The following is an 18970-nucleotide window of genomic DNA, read 5'->3' on the forward strand; positions in this document are numbered from 1 at the left end:
GACACCCACCTTATTTGTTGTGGTACAGAACATCAAATGAACAACAGCTTTAGACAAAACGACTCAAATGCAGCAATTAGTTCTTAGGTTCTATTATTTAGGCATACAGTCCCGATTGTCAACGGTAAAAATACAAATAAACCCTTAACCGATACGGTCAAGGGTTTATTATGCCTTTATGTTGGATATCTTCTAAATTCTACTATAAAATGGCTAGCGGATTTTTTTGCGCATCATATCCATCGCCTTAACCGGCTTAAGCGTACGTACGCGTACAACCTGCATCGGATGTCTAGCTACATCCAGAGACGCGCCTGCCTCATCCGTCAGCTCCGTCACCGTCTGCTTGAAGAACGTGCCGCCCGGACCAACGAATTCGACTTCCTGACCTACCTTGAAGTGATTGCGCTGCTGCAGCGTAGCAAAGCCCGTGCAATCATCGTAATCCAGCACAATACCGGCAAAATCATACGGAGCCGCTTTATCCTCAGGGCCGTAAATATGATCCTCCGTGCCCGGCGTATCCAGGAAGAACCCTGTATTCAGCGGACGGTTCGCGGCTTTGTTGATCTCCTCGACCCACTCCCGCTTAAGCACATATCCTTCCGGATCGGCAAAATAAGCATCGATCGCCTGGCGATAGACATTGACGACCGTCGCCACATAATGAATGCTTTTCATTCGGCCTTCGATTTTGAAGCTGTCTACGCCAACTTCAATCAGCTCCGGCATATATTCGATCATGCACAGGTCCTTCGAGCCCATCGTGAATTGATCTTCGCCTTGCTCATACATCGGCGCATCGTCCACGAACAAGTCGTACTTCCATCTGCAAGACTGGCAGCAGCCGCCGCGGTTGGAATCCCGGTCGGTGAAGTGATTCGACAAGACACAACGTCCGGAATAAGACGAGCACATGGCCCCGTGTATAAAGGCTTCAATCTCGATATCAACATTCTTCTTGATCTCTTCAATTTCCTCAAAGCTGGTCTCACGAGCCAGCACGACACGCGGGAGTCCTTCATCCTTCCAGAACTTGACCGCTTGCCAGTTCATCGTCGATTGCTGCGTGCTCAGATGCACCTCCAGCTTCGGCGCGACGCGCTGCGCCGTCTCGATAATGATCGGATCTGCCGCGATAATGGCCGAGATGCCGACTTCCTCCAGCTTGCGCAAGTACTCCTCGATGCCTTCGATATCCTCATTATGCGCATAAATATTGGTAGCGACGAACACCTTCGCGCCGTAGCGATTGGCAAACTCGACGCCTTCTCTCATCTCTTCGAAGCTGAAGTTGTCCGCATTGGAACGCAGGCCGTACTTCTGCCCGCCGATATAGACGGCGTCCGCACCGTAATGAATTGCGAATTTCAGCTTCTCCAGATTGCCAGCCGGAGCAAGCAGCTCCGGCCGGTCCAGCCTGTTGCGCTTGCCCTGGTAACGGGGCTTTGTTTTTGTGCCTGTAGTCATCTTGCTTCACACCTCCTGCATAAATCCGCGTCAGTATACCTGTTCCTTATAAAAGAAGCCGTAGCTCAGCTCGCGCTTCGGGTCCTGCAATTCCTTGATCGAGTCCAGCCACTCCTCCTGGAAGCGATAGCCTGCGGGATCGGCGAGATAAGCATCAATCGCTTTGCGATAGGCGCTGATGACTCGCTCATTGTATTCAATCGGCTTCATGATGCCCTCAATCTTGAAGCTGTCGACCCCTGCAGCAAGCAGCTCCTGCATATTCTCCAGCATGCAGATATCGCTGGAGCTCATCACATGCGTGCCGCTCTCATCCTCATAGATCGGATAACGCTCGTCGGGACGATCCGCTTCCATCATGTACAAGCCGCGCTCCAGCTCGGCGTCCGGTATGCGCTCAGGATCCTCTTTGTGCTCCAGATAGCTCTGCACCAGAGAACGCTTGGAATGATAGATATTCGTCATGCCATGCACCTGGACCTGAATCTCCAGCTTCGACTTGGCCTTCGTGTCTTCAATCTGCTCCATATTCAGCTCGCGCGCCAGCACGTAGCGCGTTGCGCCTCTGCGCGCCCAGTACTCGGCAGTCGCATAGTTCGTGGAAGTCATCTCCGTATTCCAGTGCAGCGCCATGCCAGGGGCGTGAGCTTTGGCAGCCATCAGCACAGCGGGATCGCCGAATACGATGGCGTCCACCCCTGCTTCATGGAGAAACGCCACATAATCCGGCAAGTCCGGAAGCAGAGCGTTATCGATAATATTGTTGACTGCCGCATAGATTCGGGCGCCTTCCGCATGAGCCAGGCTTACGGCTTCCTTCATCATTTCTCTTGTGAATTCACCGGCAAGGCGAGTCCCGTAACGGGACTCGCCGATGACGAACGCGTCTGCGCCGGCCGCTAATAGCCGGGACAGCTCTTCAAGAGACGATGCGGTAGCAAGCAATTCGGGTCTGTACGTCATTGTCGTTCTCCTTCGTCTATCTTCTCGGATGCAAAAGCCTTATCAATGGCTATTGAAGCATCCATTACTGCGTCGTTTTTTCGCTCAATGCGATATTTTTCTGATGCTCCTTGAACGTCTCGGCGAACAGATGCGTCTGCGTGCCGTCCTTCTTCGTCACATAGAACAGATATTTCGTATCCGCAGGATATAGAGCCGCTTCAATCGACGCAATGCTCGGGCTTGCAATCGGTCCCGGCGGCAAGCCGTCTATCTTGTACGTATTGTACGGGCTGTTAATCTCCAGATCAGACAGCGACAAGCGCGCTTTCGGCGTATCCAGCGCATACTGGACCGTAGCGTCGATTTGCAGCCTCATCGGAGCTTTTATCCGGTTGTAGATGACGCCAGCGACAAGCGCGCGCTCCTCATCCACGACAACCTCGCGCTCGACCAGCGACGCAATCGTCAATATTTCGTGCAGCGTTCTGCCCGAAGCCTCCATCGCGTCCTGCCAGCCTTCCGGCAAGGCACTCAGCTTGCGGTCTGTCTCGGACACCATACGGGTAATAATATCTTCCTCCGTGCTTTCTTTCTTCATCTCATACGTCTCTGGGAACAAGTAGCCTTCGAGACGCTTGTGCAGCTTATCCGACTTCGGCACGCCGCGCACAGCCTCCGCGTCGCCCCAAGCGCGATCCGTCTCCGCCAGCTCCAGGAATTTGTCTTTATTAATCAATCCGTCGGCTGCCAGCTTGTCCGCAATCTGCAGAACCGTGAAGCCCTCCGGAATAGTGAACCTGATTGTCTCCTCCGCGATGGTATCGCCGGCATTCAGCTTGGCGATCACATCAGACTTGTCCATGCCCGGCTGCAGCTCATACGTGCCAGCCTGGAACTTGGCCCCTTCGTCCTTCAGCTTCAAATAATAGCTAAATACAAATCCGTTTTTAATAATTCCATTTTCTTCGAGCAGATCGGCCACAGAATTGGCGGACATGCCCCGCGTGATCGTCACCTGCTTCATCTCGCCCTTAGGCGTAGGCCCCAGATTGTACCACAAGTAAAAAGCCGCACCGCCGGCGACCAGAGCCATTAAGCCTACCAGGCTTGCAAAAACCCATAGGTTAATCAGCCACACTCTAGGCTTCTGGCCCTTTCTCCGTTTTTTCTTCATTTTCTGCGTTTGCTTCTCTTCCGTCGTATCCAACCAATCGCACCCTCTTTTGCAAGTTTCCGAAAAAAAGAGCGGTGGTAAGCCGCCCTTTTGGTTCCGCTATACAACTGTTCTTCATGCGCTCTGACATGCTGCCTGATTATGCGCCGTATGGGACGCTATGGGCGTTCTTCCCCGGCAAACAGCAAGTCGTCATAAGCTTCCGAGACCGATTCCCATTCTTCATCGTCCTCGATGGTCTCCAGATGAGGCTCATCGGAGTCCAGATTGATGCGGAATAGCTCCACTTCGTCCTCCGCCCGCATGGCCTCGCTTTGCAGCGCGACATATTGCACGTCGCCCAGCTTGAACTCGGCTTTGATGCGGAAGAATTCGGCCGTGCCGTCTTCGGACACGAGTTCGACTTCAGTGCCGAACAGCTCCTTCAAACGGCTAAGCCGCTCAGGATTGTTGTGGGAGATGTCTGTCATTACTCTTGCTCCTCCAGCTCGCCGAGCAGCGTATTGAACGTCTCCTCGACCATGTTCCATTCTTCTTCGTCTTCAATCGTATACAGCTTCAGATCGTCGCCGTCTTCCTCGTAACGGAACGCATAGACTTCGTCTTCCTCATCGTCCGCGCCAATAAGAGGCACAACCATCATATATTTCTGATCCGAATCATCTACCTCGAACTTCATAATGACTTCGAATTCTTCTTCGTTGCCTTCTTCATCCGGAATGTAAATGATTTCCGGCTCTTCGTACTGCATGTCGTCCTTTGTCATCGTTACCCTCACCTTTTCGTTTTAGAATCGAGATAATTTTGCAAGATGATCGTAGCGGCCATCTTGTCTATGACTAGCTTTCGCTTCTTCCGGCTGACGTCTGCTTCCAGGAGCGTTCGCTCGGCAGCTACCGTTGTCAGCCTTTCATCCCAAAGGTGAACTGGTAATTCCAGCTTCTGCCCAATCTGCTCGGCAAATGCGATGCAAATTTCGCCACGCGGGCCGACGGATCCGTTCATATTCTTCGGCAAACCGACCACGATCTCGGATACTTCATGCTCCTTGGCCAGATCGGCTAACCGATCCAGCTCTCCTCCGTCGCGTCGTTTCTCCACGACTGTGATGCCCTGAGCCGTCCATTGGAAGGCATCGCTGATGGCCACCCCAATATTGCGGTCCCCATAGTCCAGTCCCATTACTCTCATCTAATTGTCCGGCTCCTTGTTATTGTTTCTTATGCTGCAAGTAAAACCGGACCAACTCTTCAATCAATTCGTCGCGTTCCTTCTTGCGGATCAAACTTCTGGCGTTGTTGTGCCGCGGGATATACGCGGGATCTCCGGACAGCAAATACCCAACGATCTGGTTAATTGGATTATATTCCTTCTCCAGCAATGCTTCATGCACGCTAAGAAGAATATCTCCAGAAGAAGTCTCCACCCCCTCCGCCTTCACGTTAAACTTCATTGTTTGGTCCATAGAACTCATCAACAGCACCTCGCTTTCCAAAAAACCGTCAAAGGGACGTTGCCTAGCACTATCATATCACATTCGCTCGGTTAACAACCAGTTCTTCTGCAACTTTCAGCGCTTCATCCAGCTTGGTAATGTCCTTGCCGCCCGCCTGCGCCATATCTGGGCGACCGCCGCCGTTGCCGCCGCAAATAATGGCCGCTTCCTTGATGATCTGCCCGGCATGGAAGCCCTTCTTCACAAGGTCTGCGGACACCGCTGCCGCCAGGTTCACCTTGTCGTCCGCAACCGCGCCCAGGACGATGACGCTTGCGCCGAGCTTCGGCTTCAGCTCGTCCACGATGCCGCGCAGGGCATCCATCGACGGCGCGTTCACCTTCGCGCACAATACCGTCACTTCGCCGGCCTTCACAGCCTTCGATTCCAGAGAGCCTGCTTCGATCCGGCTCAGCTTCGCTTGCAGCGATTCATTCTCGCGGGACAGCTCTTTCAATTGCGCGTTCAAGCCTTCAATGCGCTTCGGCACGTCCGCTGCTCCGGACTTCAATAAGGCTGCCGATTGCTTAAGCAATTCCACTTGCTCTTCGTAATACGCATAAGCATGTCTTCCGGTTACAGCTTCTATACGGCGAACGCCGGAGCCGATGCCGCTCTCGCCAAGCAGCTTGAACAATCCGATCTGCGACGTGTTGCGAACGTGGCAGCCGCCGCACAGCTCAAGGCTGTAATCGCCAACGCGCACGACGCGTACGACATCGCCATATTTCTCGCCGAACAGAGCCATAGCGCCCATTGCTTTCGCTTCCGCCAGCGATTGGTTCGAGATGTCGACATCCGTGCCGAGCCAGATCTGCTCGTTCACTCTGCGTTCGATATCAGCCAGTTCCTCAGCTGTCACGCTGCCGAAGTGGGAGAAGTCAAAGCGCAGACGCTCGGTCTCGACCAGGGAACCCGCTTGATTGACGTGATCGCCCAGCACTTCCTTCAGCGCCTTGTGGAGCAAGTGTGTCGCGGTGTGATTCTTAATGATATCCTCGCGTGCGGCCTTGTCGATCGCCGCTTGCACGCTCACGCCTGCTTTGACTGTGCCGGATGCAACCACTGCATGATGCACCGTCTGGCCATGAGGCGCCTTCGATACGTTCTCGACGCGCAGCTCGAAGCCGTCGCCCCTGATCGTGCCGCGGTCCGCAATCTGGCCGCCGCTCTCTGCATAGAAAGGCGTACGGTCAAGCAGGACCAGCACTCCGCTGCCTTCGCCCGCTTCCTCTACGAATGCGTCGCCCAGCACGATACCCTTAATCTGGGAGTCAGTTATCAGATCAGTATAGCCAACAAATTCGCTTTTATCCGTGTATTCGGACAGCGGTCCGCCTTGCACCTTCATGCTCTCCGTCTCGCGACGACCGCCGCGTCCGCGCTCGCGCTGCAGCTCCATCTCGGCGTCGAAGCCTTCGCGGTCGACAGTCATGCCATGCTCCGCCGCGAAGTCTTCCGTCAGGTCGAACGGGAAGCCGTATGTGTCGTACAGGCGGAATGCGTCCACGCCTTGAATCACGCTGCTGTCAGCCGACTTGGCGTATGCCACGATGTCGGACAGCATAGCCAGGCCGTCGGACAGCGTCTCATGGAAACGCTCCTCTTCGGTGCGGATAACGCGCTCGATGAATTCACGCTTCTCGACCACCTCCGGATAGTAGACGCCCATCACGTCGCCCACAACCGATGTAAGCTCATACAGGAACGGACGGTCAACGCCCAGCTTCTTGCCGTAGCGAACAGCGCGGCGAAGCAATCTGCGGATGATATAGCCGCGGCCCTCATTAGAAGGCATAACGCCGTCGCCTACGGAGAAGACCACTGTACGGATATGGTCGGCGATGACTTTCAGCGCCACGTCCTGCTCTTCATTTGCTTTATAAGTTACGCTTGCGATTTCGCAAGTGCGGTCAATGATCGGACGGAACAAGTCCGTATCGAAGTTCGAATCCACGTCTTGCAGAATGGAAGCGAAGCGCTCAAGGCCTGCGCCTGTATCGATGTTTTTGCTCGGCAGCGGCGTGTAGCTGCCGTCTTTGTTATGGTTGAACTGGGAGAATACGAGGTTCCATACTTCCAGGAAGCGCTCGTTCTCGCCGCCAGGCCAGCACTCCGGATCGGACAGGTCGCCGTACTTCTCGCCGCGATCGTAGAATATTTCTGTACACGGTCCGCACGGGCCTTCGCCGATATCCCAGAAGTTCTCCTCCAGCTTGTAGATGCGCTCCGCCGGCAGGCCGATCTTCTCGTTCCAGAAGCGGAATGCTTCCTCGTCCTCCGGATAGACGGTAACCGACAAGCGGTCCGGATCAAAGCCGATCCACTTCTTGTCCGTCAGGAACTCCCATGCCCATGTGATGACTTCTTCCTTGAAGTAATCGCCGATGGAGAAGTTGCCCAGCATCTCGAAGAATGTATGGTGGCGGCGCGTTTTGCCGACATTCTCGATATCGTTGGTACGGATGCACTTCTGCGAGTTGGCAATCCGCGGATTCTCCGGAATAACGCGGCCGTCAAAATATGGCTTCAGCGGCGCCATGCCCGCGTTGATCCACAACAGGGATGGATCGTTATGCGGCACCAGCGATGCGCTCGGCTCGATTTTATGCCCCTTTTCCTCAAAAAACTGCAGCCACTTGGATCTGATTTCACTTGCTTTCATCGACGATTGCCTCCTATATAGGTTCTAATTTCTGAAAAAATAAAAAAGCCCCTGTCAATGACAGGGACGAATCGATATCGCGGTACCACCCTGGTTATCGCGCAGCATGCGCAATCTCCTTGAAGGACGATAACGGGTCCAGCCGGTGAAGTTCATCCACACTCCGAAACTAGCTTTCGGCCATTTACGCACATAAACGCTCTCTCAACCGACGCTTGCGCCGCATCACGGCAACAGCGAAGAAGCATTCTCTCTGGATGGCTAGGTATGGCTTACTCCATTTCATCATCGCGTTCGATATATACGACAAATTATAACTTTGCCCCATCAGGCTGTCAAATAATCTTTCGGCGCACGTAATAGGCGAACATATGCTGAACAATGACCTTGCAGGCGGCGAAGATCGGCACAGCCAATATCATGCCCACAATGCCTGCTATCTCCCCGCCTACCAACAAGGCGAAGATAATAAGCAGCGGGTGCAGATGAAGAGTTCTGCCGACCACCTGCGGCGAGATCACATTGCCCTCGAGAATTTGGCAGGCCGTATTCACAATCGCTACAAGAATCATCATTTTCAGCGAGACGGTCGATGCCATTAGCAGGGCTGGCGCAGCGCCGAAGAAAGGCCCCAGATACGGGATCACGTTCGTAATCGCCACAATGCTGGCCAGAAGCAGTGCATAAGGCATGCCGATGAACAGATAACCGGCATAAGCCAGGATGCCGACAATCAGGCAGACGAGGAATTGGCCCCTAATATAGCTGCCCAGCGCGTGATCGATGTCTTTCATGAGCCGGACTGTGTTCTTCCGGTGCGACTTCGGCACATACGTAATGACCGTACGCTCGAAGACGTCGAAGTCCTTCAATATATAGAAGGCCAGGAACGGAATAATGAACGCGATAAATACCGCATTCAGCATTTCCCCGATATTGTTCACAAGATGCAGAAGCGAATCCGACACCCGCTTCTCGATGCTGATCAGCGCCTTGTTCACCCCGTCGCGGAAGCTCTCCGGCAGGATTGACGTATTGTTGATATCGGTGACGAGGCTTTGCGCCCGCATGGACAGCTCTGGCAGATGACGGTTCAACTCCTGGATCTGATTCACGAACATCGGAATCATATTGACAAGCAGCACCGTCACGACCGCGCAAAATACCGCATAAATAAGCAGCACCGCAATCGTCCGCGGCACCTTCCGCTCATGCAGCAGCGTTACAATCGGATTAAGCACATAGGAGATAATCATCGCAATAATAAAAGGCCCAAGCACGGCTTTCAGAAAGTCATAAATAGAGACGATCAGCGGCTTTAGCTGCAGCAGAAAATAGATTGCCACCAAACTCAATATCAAATAAACGAGCCATACGAACAACCGGTTTTTTGTGAATCGCTCCACCTCTTGCACCCCCGAACATCCCGTGCGCAGCTGTCCTTGCCGTATCCTGGCAAAGGAACTCTTATGTTGTTCAGTATATGTACAAGTCTTGCCAATCATCCTTGGAATGCAAAAAAAGACGGCCATCCGGCCGTCCCTGTAGTTGTAATTATGATACGCTTGCGCGTTAATTGACGTGAATTTCTTGCGACGCGATATCGTCCTCGAAGAATAGATCGTCGAGCGAGCTCAGCGTGCCGTCCTCTTCCACTTGATAGACGGACATCTTCTCTCCGTTCACCGTCAGTTCAATAAAGCAGCCCCAGCAGTAGAACTGGTGGGAACCAATCTTGCCGATATCTTTCGAATTGCAATTCGGACATCTCAGCATATTCATCATACACATTTCTCCCTATCCTCTGAAATTGGAAGCTGCGACAGGCTCCAATTCCGCTTCACTGACAGCAGGAACGATAATCGCGTCTTCCCCGAGCAACACCATATCCGGATCGCTCGGCGCTTTTAGCCACTTACGCCCCTCCATCAGATCCGAAACAAAACCGTCAGTAAGCTCATAGCCTACTATCTGTGTACCCTGCAAAGGGTAAAAATAAACATCCGACAGTAAACCTAATTGATCGCCATGCACCGTTACAACCGGCATATTCTTCAATTTCACAACTCCGGTGTAAAACGCGCGGCTTACTTTCTTGGGCTTCATCGACTTGACGGCATCTTCGCTTGCGATAATGACAACATCCTCCCCGCAGGTAAGCACGTCGCTCCATGCCACAATGCGGACCTTCGCCGCAAACCATTTGCCGTATTCCAGCACGACCCCGTTCAGCTTCCAGTTCTCGTCGAACCAGCAGTCCTTCACGGTTCCTACTCGCTTGCCGGAATGTATGACAATGACCGGAAGCCCGATCAGCTGTTGAAGTTTGATCACTTTGGCCGGAAGCCTCCTAACCTAGCTCCGTATCCGCCTCACGATACCCGCGACAATCGGAGCGGCTTCTTGAAGTTCCTCCAAAGTATTCCCCAACCCGAAGCTAAATCTTACAGCGGAATCCAATCTTTCCGGCGAAATGCCCATCGCTCTCAGCACATGGGACTTCTCCAGCGAACCGGATGTGCAAGCTGAGCCGCTTGCCGCTGCAATGCCTGCCATATCGAGATTCATCAGCATCGACTCCGTATGGGCACCGATAAAGCTTATATTCACAATATGGGGCACGCTGTCGCCGGGGTCGCCATTGACGATGACGGTATCCCTTGACAATTCGCCTATCATCAGCTCTACCCATTCTTTACGAAGCTTGTCCAAAAAAGGTTGCTTTTTTTTCATTTCGTTCACACAAATGTCAACAGCTTTGGCGAATCCGGCAATTCCGGCTATATTTTCCGTGCCTGCACGGCGTTTCCGCTCCTGCGAGCCGCCGTATTGCAGAGGATCAAACGGCGCTCCGGCAGCCGCATACAGGGCTCCGACTCCTTGCGGCCCATTGATCTTATGCGCAGAGAAGCTCATAAAGTCGATTGGAAGCTCCGACAAGAGGTATTCTGTCGTGCCGAAGGACTGCACAGCGTCAACATGGAATAAAGCGCCGCCAGCATGCGCGACTTCGCCGATCGCTGCAATCGGCTGCAGCGTGCCGACCTCGTTGTTGCCGTGCATGATGCTTACAAGGGCCGTATCCGGCCTCATCGCTTCTTTCACTTGCTCCGCATGAACGCGCCCCTGCTCGTCCACAGGCAGCACAGTCAGCTCGAAGCCTTCCTCCCTCGCAAGCCACTCCACTGTATGAAGGACGGCATGATGCTCCGCCGCTGAAGTAATCAAGTGGTTTTTGCCGCGCTTGCGCTGCGCCCTTGCCCCGCCGATCAAGGCGAGATTGTCGCTCTCCGTCCCCCCGGAAGTGAACAGCAGCTCCCCGGGCTTGCAGCCAACCGCCGCCGAAATCAGATCACGCGCACGGCTGAGCTCTCCCTTGGCTGCTCGTCCGTACGCGTGCATGCTCGAAGCATTGCCTGCGGCCCCTTGCATCAGCCCGACCATCGTCTTCACGACCTCTGGATGCATTGGCGTTGTTGCGGCATGATCAAAATAGTATGTGCCCATCAAATGTCACCCTTATAGTAGATGCTTCAAAAGCTCCAGCCCCTCGGGACGAGCTCTTCAAACCTCGTTTTTTTTCGCTTAACCTGCAGTTTTATCTAGAAAAGTATAACACATTCGTCAAGACCCACCTATCGTACAAATTGCGCAACTATCGCGCGTTTTAAGGCGTTTTATAGGCAGGAGGTATTATCATGAAAAATTGGATATTTTTATTGACATTTTTCGCATGGGCTGCTGTACTTCAGGCATGCGACTCCGCTCCTGCCGAGCCCTTCCGGCAAGTCGTGCAATCCGAATATACAGGACTGGTCGCCAAGGTAGACAAGAGTGAGCTTATCCAATTGGCAGATGTCATCTTAAGAGGTATTGTTACCGCCCATCGCCCCGAATACGACAGCGACTCTATGCCAGTAACCGATACCGATATTGAGGTTCTGGAAGTATTCAAAGGCAAACCCGAAGATGTTGTCGCCGTCCGGACAAAGGGAAGAAATCCTTATCGGGCTCTCTTCGACGGCAGACTGTCCGGCTATCTGCCAGGCGATGAAGTGATTCTCTTCCTGAATCACCGATATGCCAATCCGCCTGACAAGGACGACCTGGGTTACTACGTAGTAGGAGTTGATCAGGGCGCTTTTCTGATCGAAACACGAAATTCAAGAAAATTCATGAACAATAAGGCGAACAATGAGTATGGCTTCACCTACGATGAATTCAATCAGCAGCTGCATGAAACCATGGCCGCAGCTGAACCTGAGCGGACGCTGACAACTATATTAATAACAAAAGTAGATAAGCATGGGCTGGAAAGAACGGCCAATGTCATCCTGAGAGGCAAGGTTCTCTCGCAGACACCTGACCATGATAGCTATGTTAACCCTGTCACCGATACGGTAGTAGGGGTCCTCGAAGTGTACAGAGGCGAGCCGAAGGAAGACATAATCGTTCGTACACCGGGTCTATCCCAATATACAAGGGCGAAGCTTCGTGAAGAAGGACTGGGCGCCTACGAGGCCGACGATGAAGTGATCCTCTTCCTCACCGATCAGAAGGGAGAACGGCCGGATAAGGATGAGTTCGACTATTTTGTGGTCGGGATGGGGCAAGGTGCGTTCCTATTAGAAAAGCACAAGGGCAAAAAGCAGATAGTAAGCAAAGCAAATGAGGAGTATGGCTTTACGTATAAATCCTTTAAAAAACAATTAAAGCAGTTAGAGAAGGAAAATCGGGAAGCATCCCCTTCAAAAGAATAGCCAAAAGTATCTGAATCTGCGGATCATTTTTTAGAAAAAGAAAGCAGAACAAAAACAGCCTGCTCTGAAACACTATTCAAGTGCAGTATACTGTATTAGCAGAGGAGGAAATACAAATGTTTACATACAATGAGATCGTAGATTTTTTAGAATTCGGCCATGAAATTGAGTTTAATTACTTAGGCAAAGATTATTCTATTACGCAATCAGTAGAAGGCTGGTACTTTACCGATGCTGATGATTATTTGAATGCTATTTGTTATGAAGCCATTGAGAATTTAATACAGCAAGTTCGGATTGGGGATGCAACACTTCAAAATGTTTTTGAATCAGGTAAGGTTAAAGATATCTATATTTTCTAAATCAATAGCCCGCCAACCTTAAGGTTAGCGGGCTTTGGTCATTGCTTAGGGCATACGCGCCAAATTGCCTAGATATAAAACATGTAGCTATCCTTCGCTTCTTCTTCCTTGTAAGCGATTAAGTTTTCCAGCGTGGTGGAATCCAGCACCTCGGCGATGCTGTCGCGGATGCGCAGCCACAGATGGCGCTTTGCCGGATCATCCTCTTCCGTAAAGTCTACCGGAGAGATCGGGCCCTCCAGAATGCGGATAATATCGCCGGAAGTAATCTGCGCCGGGTCCTTGGACAGGATATACCCGCCGTATGCGCCTCTAATGCTCTTCACCAATCCTGCGTTGCGAAGCGGAGCCACCAATTGCTCCAGGTAATGCTCGGACAATGAATTGCGCTCGGCAATGCTCTTCAGCGAAATTGGGCCTTCTCCGAATTTTGCTGCCAGTTCCATCATAATCGTAAGACCGTAACGTCCTTTAGTCGATATCTTCAAGGTAGCACCTCACTTTAATCACTGTAATCCTATTATCCTTATATGGTAACATATTGGACACCCCTCGTGTCAAAAAAGCCCCACTTCTTCATGAAAACTTTTTTAGCATATGATACAATGATGAAAGTTTCAAGAGACAAGGTGGTGGCATAGATGAGCAAATCAAACGCCGAAACAAGAGTTGTCGTCGGCATGTCCGGCGGCGTCGATTCCTCCGTCACCGCACTGTTGCTCAAGCAGCAGGGCTATGACGTAATCGGCATATTCATGAAAAACTGGGATGATACCGATGAATTCGGGCATTGCACAGCGGAAGAGGACTCCGAGGATGTCCGCCGCGTATGCGATCAGATCGGCATTCCTTACTATACGGTCAATTTCGAGCGACAGTATTATGATAAAGTATTTACCTATTTCCTCGACGAATATAAGCGCGGCCGCACGCCTAATCCCGATGTCATGTGCAACCGGGAGATTAAGTTCGGGGATTTCCTGAACAAAGCGCTGGAGCTGAACGCCGACTACCTGGCAACCGGGCATTACGCCAGAGTCGAGCGGACTGAAGACGGCGTGACGAAGCTGCTGCGCGGCGTAGACGCCGGCAAGGATCAAACGTACTTCCTTAGCGCGCTTAATCAGGACCAGCTTGCAAAAGCAATGTTCCCGATCGGGCATCTGCCTAAGCCGGAGGTGCGCCGGATTGCGGAAGAAGCCGGACTTCATACGGCGAAGAAGAAGGACAGCACAGGCGTCTGCTTTATCGGCGAACGCAACTTCCGGGAGTTCCTGAGCGGATACCTCCCGGCCAGACCGGGTGACATGATTGACATTCGCACCGGCGAGAAGAAAGGCCGTCACGACGGCCTGATGTATTACACGCTTGGACAGCGCCAAGGCCTTGGCATCGGGGGCTCGGGAACCGGCTCCGGCGAGCCGTGGTTCGTAGCCGACAAGAACCTGCAGGACAACATCCTGTACGTCGTGCAGGGCGAGACCCATCCAAGCCTGTATTCCGAAAGCCTGATCGCGACCGGCGTGAACTGGATCGCTCCGCTCGATACATCGAGACCGTTCGCTTGTACAGCGAAGTTCCGTTACCGCCAGCCGGATCAAGGCGTTACTGTCACTATGCGTGAAGACGGCACGACTCTTGTTGCATTCGATCAGCCGCAGAAGGCTGTTACACCTGGACAAGCCGTCGTCTTCTATGACGGGGATGTATGCCTCGGCGGCGGCACAATCGATGTCGTCAACAAAGTTCAAGCCGAAATTACCCACTAACAAAGAAGGGCTCAATCGAGGAGGTCACACGCTCCCATTGAGCCCTTTCTGTATATTCATCTGCCGCTCGGCCATATCGGTTACCCGAATGCGCGAGATGCGCAGATGCTGCATCTCCTCCACGATGAACTGGAATCTCCCGTCAGCGTTTGCCGCATGGCCCCTTGCCGGGGGAAAAGGAAGCTGCGCATACAGCCAGCCGCCAATTGTATCATAATCGCCGCTTTCCAGATTCATGCCGAAGAAGCTATTCATCTCCTCGATGAGCACCGAACCGCTGACCAGACAGGAGCCGTCCCCCTGCCGTACAATTGCGGCATGCTCTCGGTCGAATTCATCCTGGATGTCGCCTACGATCTCCTCCATGATATCCTCAAGCGTCACCAGACCCGATGTTCCGCCGTATTCGTCAATCAGGATGACCAGCTGCGTCTTGTTCCGCTGCATCAGCTTCAGCAGCACACTGATTGGAATGGAGTCAGGCACCGCTGTGACCGGCCTCATCACATCTCTGATCGATTCCGCCGCTCCAGCGCTTAAATTGAACAGATCCTTCATATGCACAAATCCGATAATGTCGTCTTTGTCCGTCTCGCAGACAGGATATCTCGTTCTCATATATTGAATGGCAATGGTTTTGTTCGCTTGCAGCGAAAGACTCCCATGCAAGCAGATCATCTCGGTGCGCGGAATCATAATTTCCCTTGCTGTCGTCTCTGTGAAGTCAAATATGTTATCCACCAGGGTAAGCTCAGTCTGATCGATGTAGCCGCTGCGGTGGCTTTCCTTGAGCAGGTTGCGCAAGTCTTCTTCCGTATGCGCATGCTCCTTCCCGGTGGCAGGGGCAATTCCTAACAGCTTGAGCAAGGAGGAAGTAGCATGATGGGCTATCCAGACTAGAGGCCATAAGGAGAGATAAAGAAAATGGAGCGGTCTTGCAGCACGAATCGCCGCAAGCTCTGCCCGCGGGAGAGCTGCCGCTCTTGGCACCAGAGCGCCTACCGTGACATGCAGCAGTACAAGGGGTACAAACACTAACGCAACCGAGCCCCATATCGAAGCGGACGGATTTAACTTCATGACCGCCGCAAGCCACGGCGCTACCATCCCGGTCGCCAGATTCGCTCCTAGCCATCCAAGGCCAAGCGAAGCTGCAGTTATGCCAAGCTGGCAAGCGGTCGCATACCCGCTTCGCTCCAGCATTTCCCTCGCTCGCCCCGCACGGGCATCCTTCCCCGCCGTCAAGCGCTCCATCCGATTCATTCTTGCTCTTGACATCGCATGCTGCGCCGCAGCCAAGAATCCGTTCATGCCAACCAGAAGCATCACAAGCGTCAGCGACAAGCCAATCGGCAAAGGGTCTCCCAACCTATCCCCGCCAACCGCGGCGCGAGTGCCCGGCGGCGGGCGCACCTCCCTTTTCGCACATGCAGGCATCAGCCATTCTTGCGCGTAGTAGTCATATGTATTCAGGAGGGCTTAGCCGATATGCACTCGAATACGGCCTTCTGCTCCTGTGCATTTCCTGCGTCCGTACGAATGACAAACACTATGGATTCATCCGTATCCCCCAGATAAAGCTTAAACCCTCTAATGGCTGCGCCCGGCTCATAATCCGCGCTTTGAGAGCTTAGATAGGCATTCATATTCTCCGTCAAAATAAAACTGCCGACGCCTTGGTCAAATTGAATATCGGTCACATGTCCAGTCTTGATTGAATGCTGAGCGCTGTACTTCAGCGATCCGTCCTTCTTCAATAGAACATCCCTTATTTCATAGCTCCCTGTCAGGTCCCGATTGGCCGTAATCGTAATGGAGCCGCCGAGCTGAACATAAGGAATTTCGGAATGGCTGCTCATCCACGTTTGGAACAAGCGTTCATCGGTTGAGGCCAGCGCCGCCGAACTCGCTTCCTGTTCAACAATCACGTCAATGAACACGTTGCCGGACTTTACGATAATACTCGAATCATCTGAAGCATTCGAATACGATGCCAATAACAGAGCCGCTGCTCCGATGAACAGCATGGCTGCCAATCTTTTTTTCATCATCATGCGTCCTCCCTCGTCTCTTAACTCTTCTTATTGATATTAAACGCACGGGTTCCCATAAAGTTGTTATTTTTTTCTAGCTCGTATTCATGAAACGTTCAAAAGTCTGCAACGAATTGATCACGACCTTGAAGCTTTCCGTATGGTAAAGATGGTATAATGCAAGGAGCGATTGCCATGCTGAAGCGCTGCCATTCGCAAACAAAGAAACGGAGGATTGATCCCTTATGAAACGAGCGTTGCTCATCCTTATGGCCCTCATCTGGCTCCTGCCCTCCGCGGCACTGGCGCACTCCACGCTGCAAACCGCATTGCCTGCAGTTGACGCCACGGTAGACGTATCTCCAGAGCGTATTGAGATGAAGTTTGACACCAAAATCGAGAAGCTAAGCACATTCAAGTTGTTCAATGAAGCCGGAGAACAAGTGGAGACCGGCAAAGCCGAAGTAAGCAGCGACACGATGTCTGGCACTGTGCCTGCCGCGCTGGAAAACGGCAAATACACGGTCAAATGGACGATTATCGGAGCGGACAGCCATGCGGTAGAGGGCGAATATGCCTTTACGGTTGACGCGCCTGTACAAGCGACGCCGTCGCCTACGCCATCCGAAGAGCCGTCTAATGAACCAAGCGAGCAGCCGACAGAACAACCGAGCGAGCAGCCGTCGCCTACACCATCCGCAACGCCTGCGGACAACGAATCGCATGATGATCTCGGTGAAGTGCTGGCATCGCCGCCTGTACTGGTCATGATCGGCATCGTCATTATAGCTGCAGTCATATTCTTTGTGCTGATGAGGAAAAAATCGTCATGATTTACGTAAGCGAAGGACTTCTTTATATTAGCTTTGCTATTCTGATGGGAACGCTTGTGCTTCGCCTTGTGCCGGAGCACAAGCGTCCTTCCGTTCATGTCCCGAACGGGGTGCTACTGGCATGCGCGCTTGCCATTCCTGTCTTGTCCTTCGCTCCTATTCATCAGCTTGCCAGCCAGTATGCCTCTCAGTTCGAATTGTCGTATGGCGAGATGCTGAAGAGCATTCTGATGGATGTCAAGTCGGGCAAAGCATGGATCTGGACGGCTGTCGGTTCTCTTGGCCTGGCGCTCTTGCTAGGCATGAAGGCGTTCCGCAATGACAAGCATATGCCCAAGGTGGCGCTGTTCGTTACCGGCCTGCTCGTCGTCTGGCTGGGATATGCAAGCCACGCTTCGTCGCTCAGCTCTTTTAAAGGCTTGTTTGTACATACGATGCATTTTTTGGCGTTCAGCATTTGGATCGGCATTTTGTTCGTGATCAGTTGGTTCTCGAAGGATAAGGACAACTGGCCTGCGTTCCTGAAGTGGTTTTCGCCGGTTGCGATCATTTGTGTAATCGTCACGCTGCTTGCCGGACTGACGCTGATGAGCTTCACAACGCCGCAATACGTCAATTCATGGATTATTCCGTACGGCCAAGCGCTGCTGATCAAGCATTTGCTCATTCTGCCGCTTCTGTTATTCGCCTATACGAACGGCTTTCTGTACAAGTCGGTAGCCGCGAAGGACAGCGGCTTCCAGCCGGTCAAGTGGCTCCGAGCAGAGAGTGCCGTTGCGATTCTGGTGCTTGGCGCTACAGCTTTCATGGGCCAGCAGGCGCCGCCGCATAACCTGAAGGATACACTGCAGCAGGTATCGCCGTCGCCGCTGTTCACCTCGCTATACAAGGGGGCCTTCAGCCCGGATATTCAACTGGCGTTCACGCTGCATATGGAGAGCGTGCTTATGTTCGCCGCAGCGCTGCTAATGGCGGTGTGCGTTGTATGGACGTACCGCCTGAACCGTCCGAGCGTAGCCTTCCTGATGGGGATGCTCATGGCTGTATTCGCCTATCTCGGCCTCATGTTTTCTATTGCGCAATAATACAAGAAGGAGCTGTCTCAAAACAGAGTTGTCTCCAAGAGATATCAGTGAAAATGAATAAAGACGGTGCCGGGGTATATCCCTGCACCGTCTTTTTGGTTTGGACTGTTTTATAAATAGGGAATTCCCTTAGTTATCTAGCCATTAAATCTAAACAATTCCGCCCCATGGTTGCGTGTAACGGTGTGAGGCGGCGCTATTTTCGTATTTCCGCCAATTTGGCGCGTGTAACGGTGTGAGGCGGCACTATTATTGCATTTCCGCCATTTTGGCGCGTGTAACGGTGTGAGGCGGCGCTATTTTCGTATTTCCGCCATTTTGGTGCGTGTAACGGTGTGAGGCGGCGCTATTTTCGTATTTCCGCCATTTTGGCGCGTGT

General features: G+C 52.6%; 20 protein-coding genes. 5 read left to right on the forward strand and 15 right to left on the reverse strand.

The features are described 5' to 3' along the window. Positions 1-213: 213 nt before the first annotated feature. The 12 genes from D3P09_RS05120 to D3P09_RS05175 all read right to left on the reverse strand — a co-directional run bounded on the left by D3P09_RS05120 (position 214) and on the right by D3P09_RS05175 (position 11256). Positions 214-1470: a peptidase U32 family protein gene (locus D3P09_RS05120; RefSeq protein ID WP_120107747.1), complete on the reverse strand. Its 1257-nt coding sequence runs from the start codon at positions 1468-1470 to the stop codon at positions 214-216. Between the two features lie 30 nt (positions 1471-1500). After that, entirely contained in the window at positions 1501-2433 is a 933-nt protein-coding gene (locus tag D3P09_RS05125; protein ID WP_120107749.1) for a peptidase U32 family protein, read from the reverse strand. A gap of 64 nt (positions 2434-2497) precedes the next feature. Continuing rightward, a complete protein-coding gene (gene mltG / locus D3P09_RS05130) occupies positions 2498-3622 on the reverse strand; it encodes an endolytic transglycosylase MltG (RefSeq protein ID WP_243643908.1) in 1125 nt (374 codons plus the stop codon). 125 nt (positions 3623-3747) lie between these two features. Beyond that, complete coding sequence (locus D3P09_RS05135) at positions 3748-4059, reverse strand: DUF1292 domain-containing protein (protein WP_120107750.1); 312 nt, start codon at positions 4057-4059, stop codon at positions 3748-3750. Beyond that, entirely contained in the window at positions 4059-4355 is a 297-nt protein-coding gene (locus D3P09_RS05140) for a DUF1292 domain-containing protein (protein WP_116042606.1), read from the reverse strand. Before D3P09_RS05140 ends, D3P09_RS05135 begins: the two co-directional genes overlap by 1 nt. Positions 4356-4363: 8 nt before the next feature. Continuing rightward, positions 4364-4780, reverse strand: coding sequence for a Holliday junction resolvase RuvX (gene ruvX / locus D3P09_RS05145; protein WP_120107752.1), 417 nt, complete (start codon positions 4778-4780; stop codon positions 4364-4366). Positions 4781-4799: 19 nt separating this feature from the next. Further along, positions 4800-5063, reverse strand: a complete 264-nt coding sequence (locus D3P09_RS05150) for an IreB family regulatory phosphoprotein (protein WP_116045679.1) — start codon at positions 5061-5063, stop codon at positions 4800-4802. A gap of 52 nt (positions 5064-5115) precedes the next feature. Further along, positions 5116-7749, reverse strand: a complete 2634-nt coding sequence (alaS, locus tag D3P09_RS05155; protein WP_120107754.1) for an alanine--tRNA ligase — start codon at positions 7747-7749, stop codon at positions 5116-5118. Between the two features lie 335 nt (positions 7750-8084). Further along, a complete protein-coding gene (locus tag D3P09_RS05160) occupies positions 8085-9155 on the reverse strand; it encodes an AI-2E family transporter (protein WP_120108542.1) in 1071 nt (356 codons plus the stop codon). Positions 9156-9321: 166 nt separating this feature from the next. Beyond that, the gene (locus D3P09_RS05165) at positions 9322-9525 is read right to left on the reverse strand and encodes a hypothetical protein (protein ID WP_116045676.1); all 204 of its coding nucleotides are present in this window, start codon (positions 9523-9525) and stop codon (positions 9322-9324) included. Positions 9526-9546: 21 nt separating this feature from the next. Next, the gene (locus D3P09_RS05170) at positions 9547-10083 is read right to left on the reverse strand and encodes a PRC-barrel domain-containing protein (RefSeq protein WP_120107755.1); all 537 of its coding nucleotides are present in this window, start codon (positions 10081-10083) and stop codon (positions 9547-9549) included. A 21-nt stretch (positions 10084-10104) separates the two neighbouring features. Further along, positions 10105-11256 carry a cysteine desulfurase family protein gene (locus D3P09_RS05175; RefSeq protein WP_120107757.1) on the reverse strand — a complete coding sequence of 384 codons (1152 nt, stop codon included), beginning with the start codon at positions 11254-11256 and terminating at the stop codon, positions 10105-10107. Positions 11257-11447: 191 nt separating this feature from the next. Between D3P09_RS05175 and D3P09_RS05180 the strand changes: the two genes are divergently transcribed. Together D3P09_RS05180 and D3P09_RS05185 are read left to right on the forward strand one after the other, a co-directional pair. After that, positions 11448-12509 (forward strand): hypothetical protein, encoded by a 1062-nt coding sequence (locus D3P09_RS05180; protein WP_120107759.1) that lies wholly within the window; start codon positions 11448-11450, stop codon positions 12507-12509. Positions 12510-12625: 116 nt separating this feature from the next. Next, complete coding sequence (locus D3P09_RS05185; RefSeq protein ID WP_120107760.1) at positions 12626-12871, forward strand: hypothetical protein; 246 nt, start codon at positions 12626-12628, stop codon at positions 12869-12871. Between the two features lie 68 nt (positions 12872-12939). Here the strand turns inward: D3P09_RS05185 and cymR are convergent, their stop codons facing one another. Beyond that, positions 12940-13359 carry a cysteine metabolism transcriptional regulator CymR gene (cymR, locus tag D3P09_RS05190; protein ID WP_120107762.1) on the reverse strand — a complete coding sequence of 140 codons (420 nt, stop codon included), beginning with the start codon at positions 13357-13359 and terminating at the stop codon, positions 12940-12942. A 153-nt stretch (positions 13360-13512) separates the two neighbouring features. On the opposite strand from cymR, the gene mnmA reads away from it, so the two are divergent. Then, entirely contained in the window at positions 13513-14640 is a 1128-nt protein-coding gene (gene mnmA / locus D3P09_RS05195; protein ID WP_120107763.1) for a tRNA 2-thiouridine(34) synthase MnmA, read from the forward strand. Positions 14641-14664: 24 nt separating this feature from the next. On the opposite strand, the gene D3P09_RS05200 is transcribed toward mnmA, so the two are convergent. Both D3P09_RS05200 and D3P09_RS05205 read right to left on the reverse strand, forming a co-directional pair. Beyond that, on the reverse strand, positions 14665-16008 hold the full coding sequence (locus D3P09_RS05200) for a hemolysin family protein (RefSeq protein ID WP_120107765.1): 1344 nt from the start codon (positions 16006-16008) through the stop codon (positions 14665-14667). Positions 16009-16109: 101 nt separating this feature from the next. Further along, positions 16110-16694 carry a hypothetical protein gene (locus D3P09_RS05205; protein ID WP_133304971.1) on the reverse strand — a complete coding sequence of 195 codons (585 nt, stop codon included), beginning with the start codon at positions 16692-16694 and terminating at the stop codon, positions 16110-16112. Between the two features lie 224 nt (positions 16695-16918). Between D3P09_RS05205 and D3P09_RS05210 the strand changes: the two genes are divergently transcribed. Together D3P09_RS05210 and D3P09_RS05215 are read left to right on the forward strand one after the other, a co-directional pair. After that, positions 16919-17506 (forward strand): copper resistance protein CopC, encoded by a 588-nt coding sequence (locus D3P09_RS05210; RefSeq protein ID WP_120107768.1) that lies wholly within the window; start codon positions 16919-16921, stop codon positions 17504-17506. Continuing rightward, entirely contained in the window at positions 17503-18591 is a 1089-nt protein-coding gene (locus D3P09_RS05215) for a copper resistance D family protein (protein ID WP_120107770.1), read from the forward strand. The genes D3P09_RS05210 and D3P09_RS05215 overlap by 4 nt, the downstream gene beginning before the upstream one ends. Positions 18592-18970: the final 379 nt, after the last annotated feature.

The sequence above is a fragment of the Paenibacillus pinisoli genome (assembly GCF_003605435.1).
Classification (GTDB): domain Bacteria; phylum Bacillota; class Bacilli; order Paenibacillales; family Paenibacillaceae; genus Pristimantibacillus; species Pristimantibacillus pinisoli.

Bases quoted from the DNA above. Each gene is read 5' to 3' on its own strand.
- D3P09_RS05120 (WP_120107747.1), bottom strand. From the start codon at position 1,470: ATGACTACAGGCACAAAAACAAAGCCCCGTTACCAGGGCAAGCGCAAC.
- D3P09_RS05125 (WP_120107749.1), bottom strand. From the start codon at position 2,433: ATGACGTACAGACCCGAATTGCTTGCTACCGCATCGTCTCTTGAAGAG.
- D3P09_RS05135 (WP_120107750.1), bottom strand. From the start codon at position 4,059: ATGACAGACATCTCCCACAACAATCCTGAGCGGCTTAGCCGTTTGAAG.
- D3P09_RS05140 (WP_116042606.1), bottom strand. From the start codon at position 4,355: ATGACAAAGGACGACATGCAGTACGAAGAGCCGGAAATCATTTACATT.
- ruvX (WP_120107752.1), bottom strand. From the start codon at position 4,780: ATGAGAGTAATGGGACTGGACTATGGGGACCGCAATATTGGGGTGGCC.
- D3P09_RS05150 (WP_116045679.1), bottom strand. From the start codon at position 5,063: ATGAGTTCTATGGACCAAACAATGAAGTTTAACGTGAAGGCGGAGGGG.
- alaS (WP_120107754.1), bottom strand. From the start codon at position 7,749: ATGAAAGCAAGTGAAATCAGATCCAAGTGGCTGCAGTTTTTTGAGGAA.
- D3P09_RS05165 (WP_116045676.1), bottom strand. From the start codon at position 9,525: ATGCTGAGATGTCCGAATTGCAATTCGAAAGATATCGGCAAGATTGGT.
- D3P09_RS05175 (WP_120107757.1), bottom strand. From the start codon at position 11,256: ATGGGCACATACTATTTTGATCATGCCGCAACAACGCCAATGCATCCA.
- D3P09_RS05180 (WP_120107759.1), top strand. From the start codon at position 11,448: ATGAAAAATTGGATATTTTTATTGACATTTTTCGCATGGGCTGCTGTA.
- D3P09_RS05185 (WP_120107760.1), top strand. From the start codon at position 12,626: ATGTTTACATACAATGAGATCGTAGATTTTTTAGAATTCGGCCATGAA.
- mnmA (WP_120107763.1), top strand. From the start codon at position 13,513: ATGAGCAAATCAAACGCCGAAACAAGAGTTGTCGTCGGCATGTCCGGC.
- D3P09_RS05205 (WP_133304971.1), bottom strand. From the start codon at position 16,694: ATGATGATGAAAAAAAGATTGGCAGCCATGCTGTTCATCGGAGCAGCG.
- D3P09_RS05210 (WP_120107768.1), top strand. From the start codon at position 16,919: ATGAAACGAGCGTTGCTCATCCTTATGGCCCTCATCTGGCTCCTGCCC.
- D3P09_RS05215 (WP_120107770.1), top strand. From the start codon at position 17,503: ATGATTTACGTAAGCGAAGGACTTCTTTATATTAGCTTTGCTATTCTG.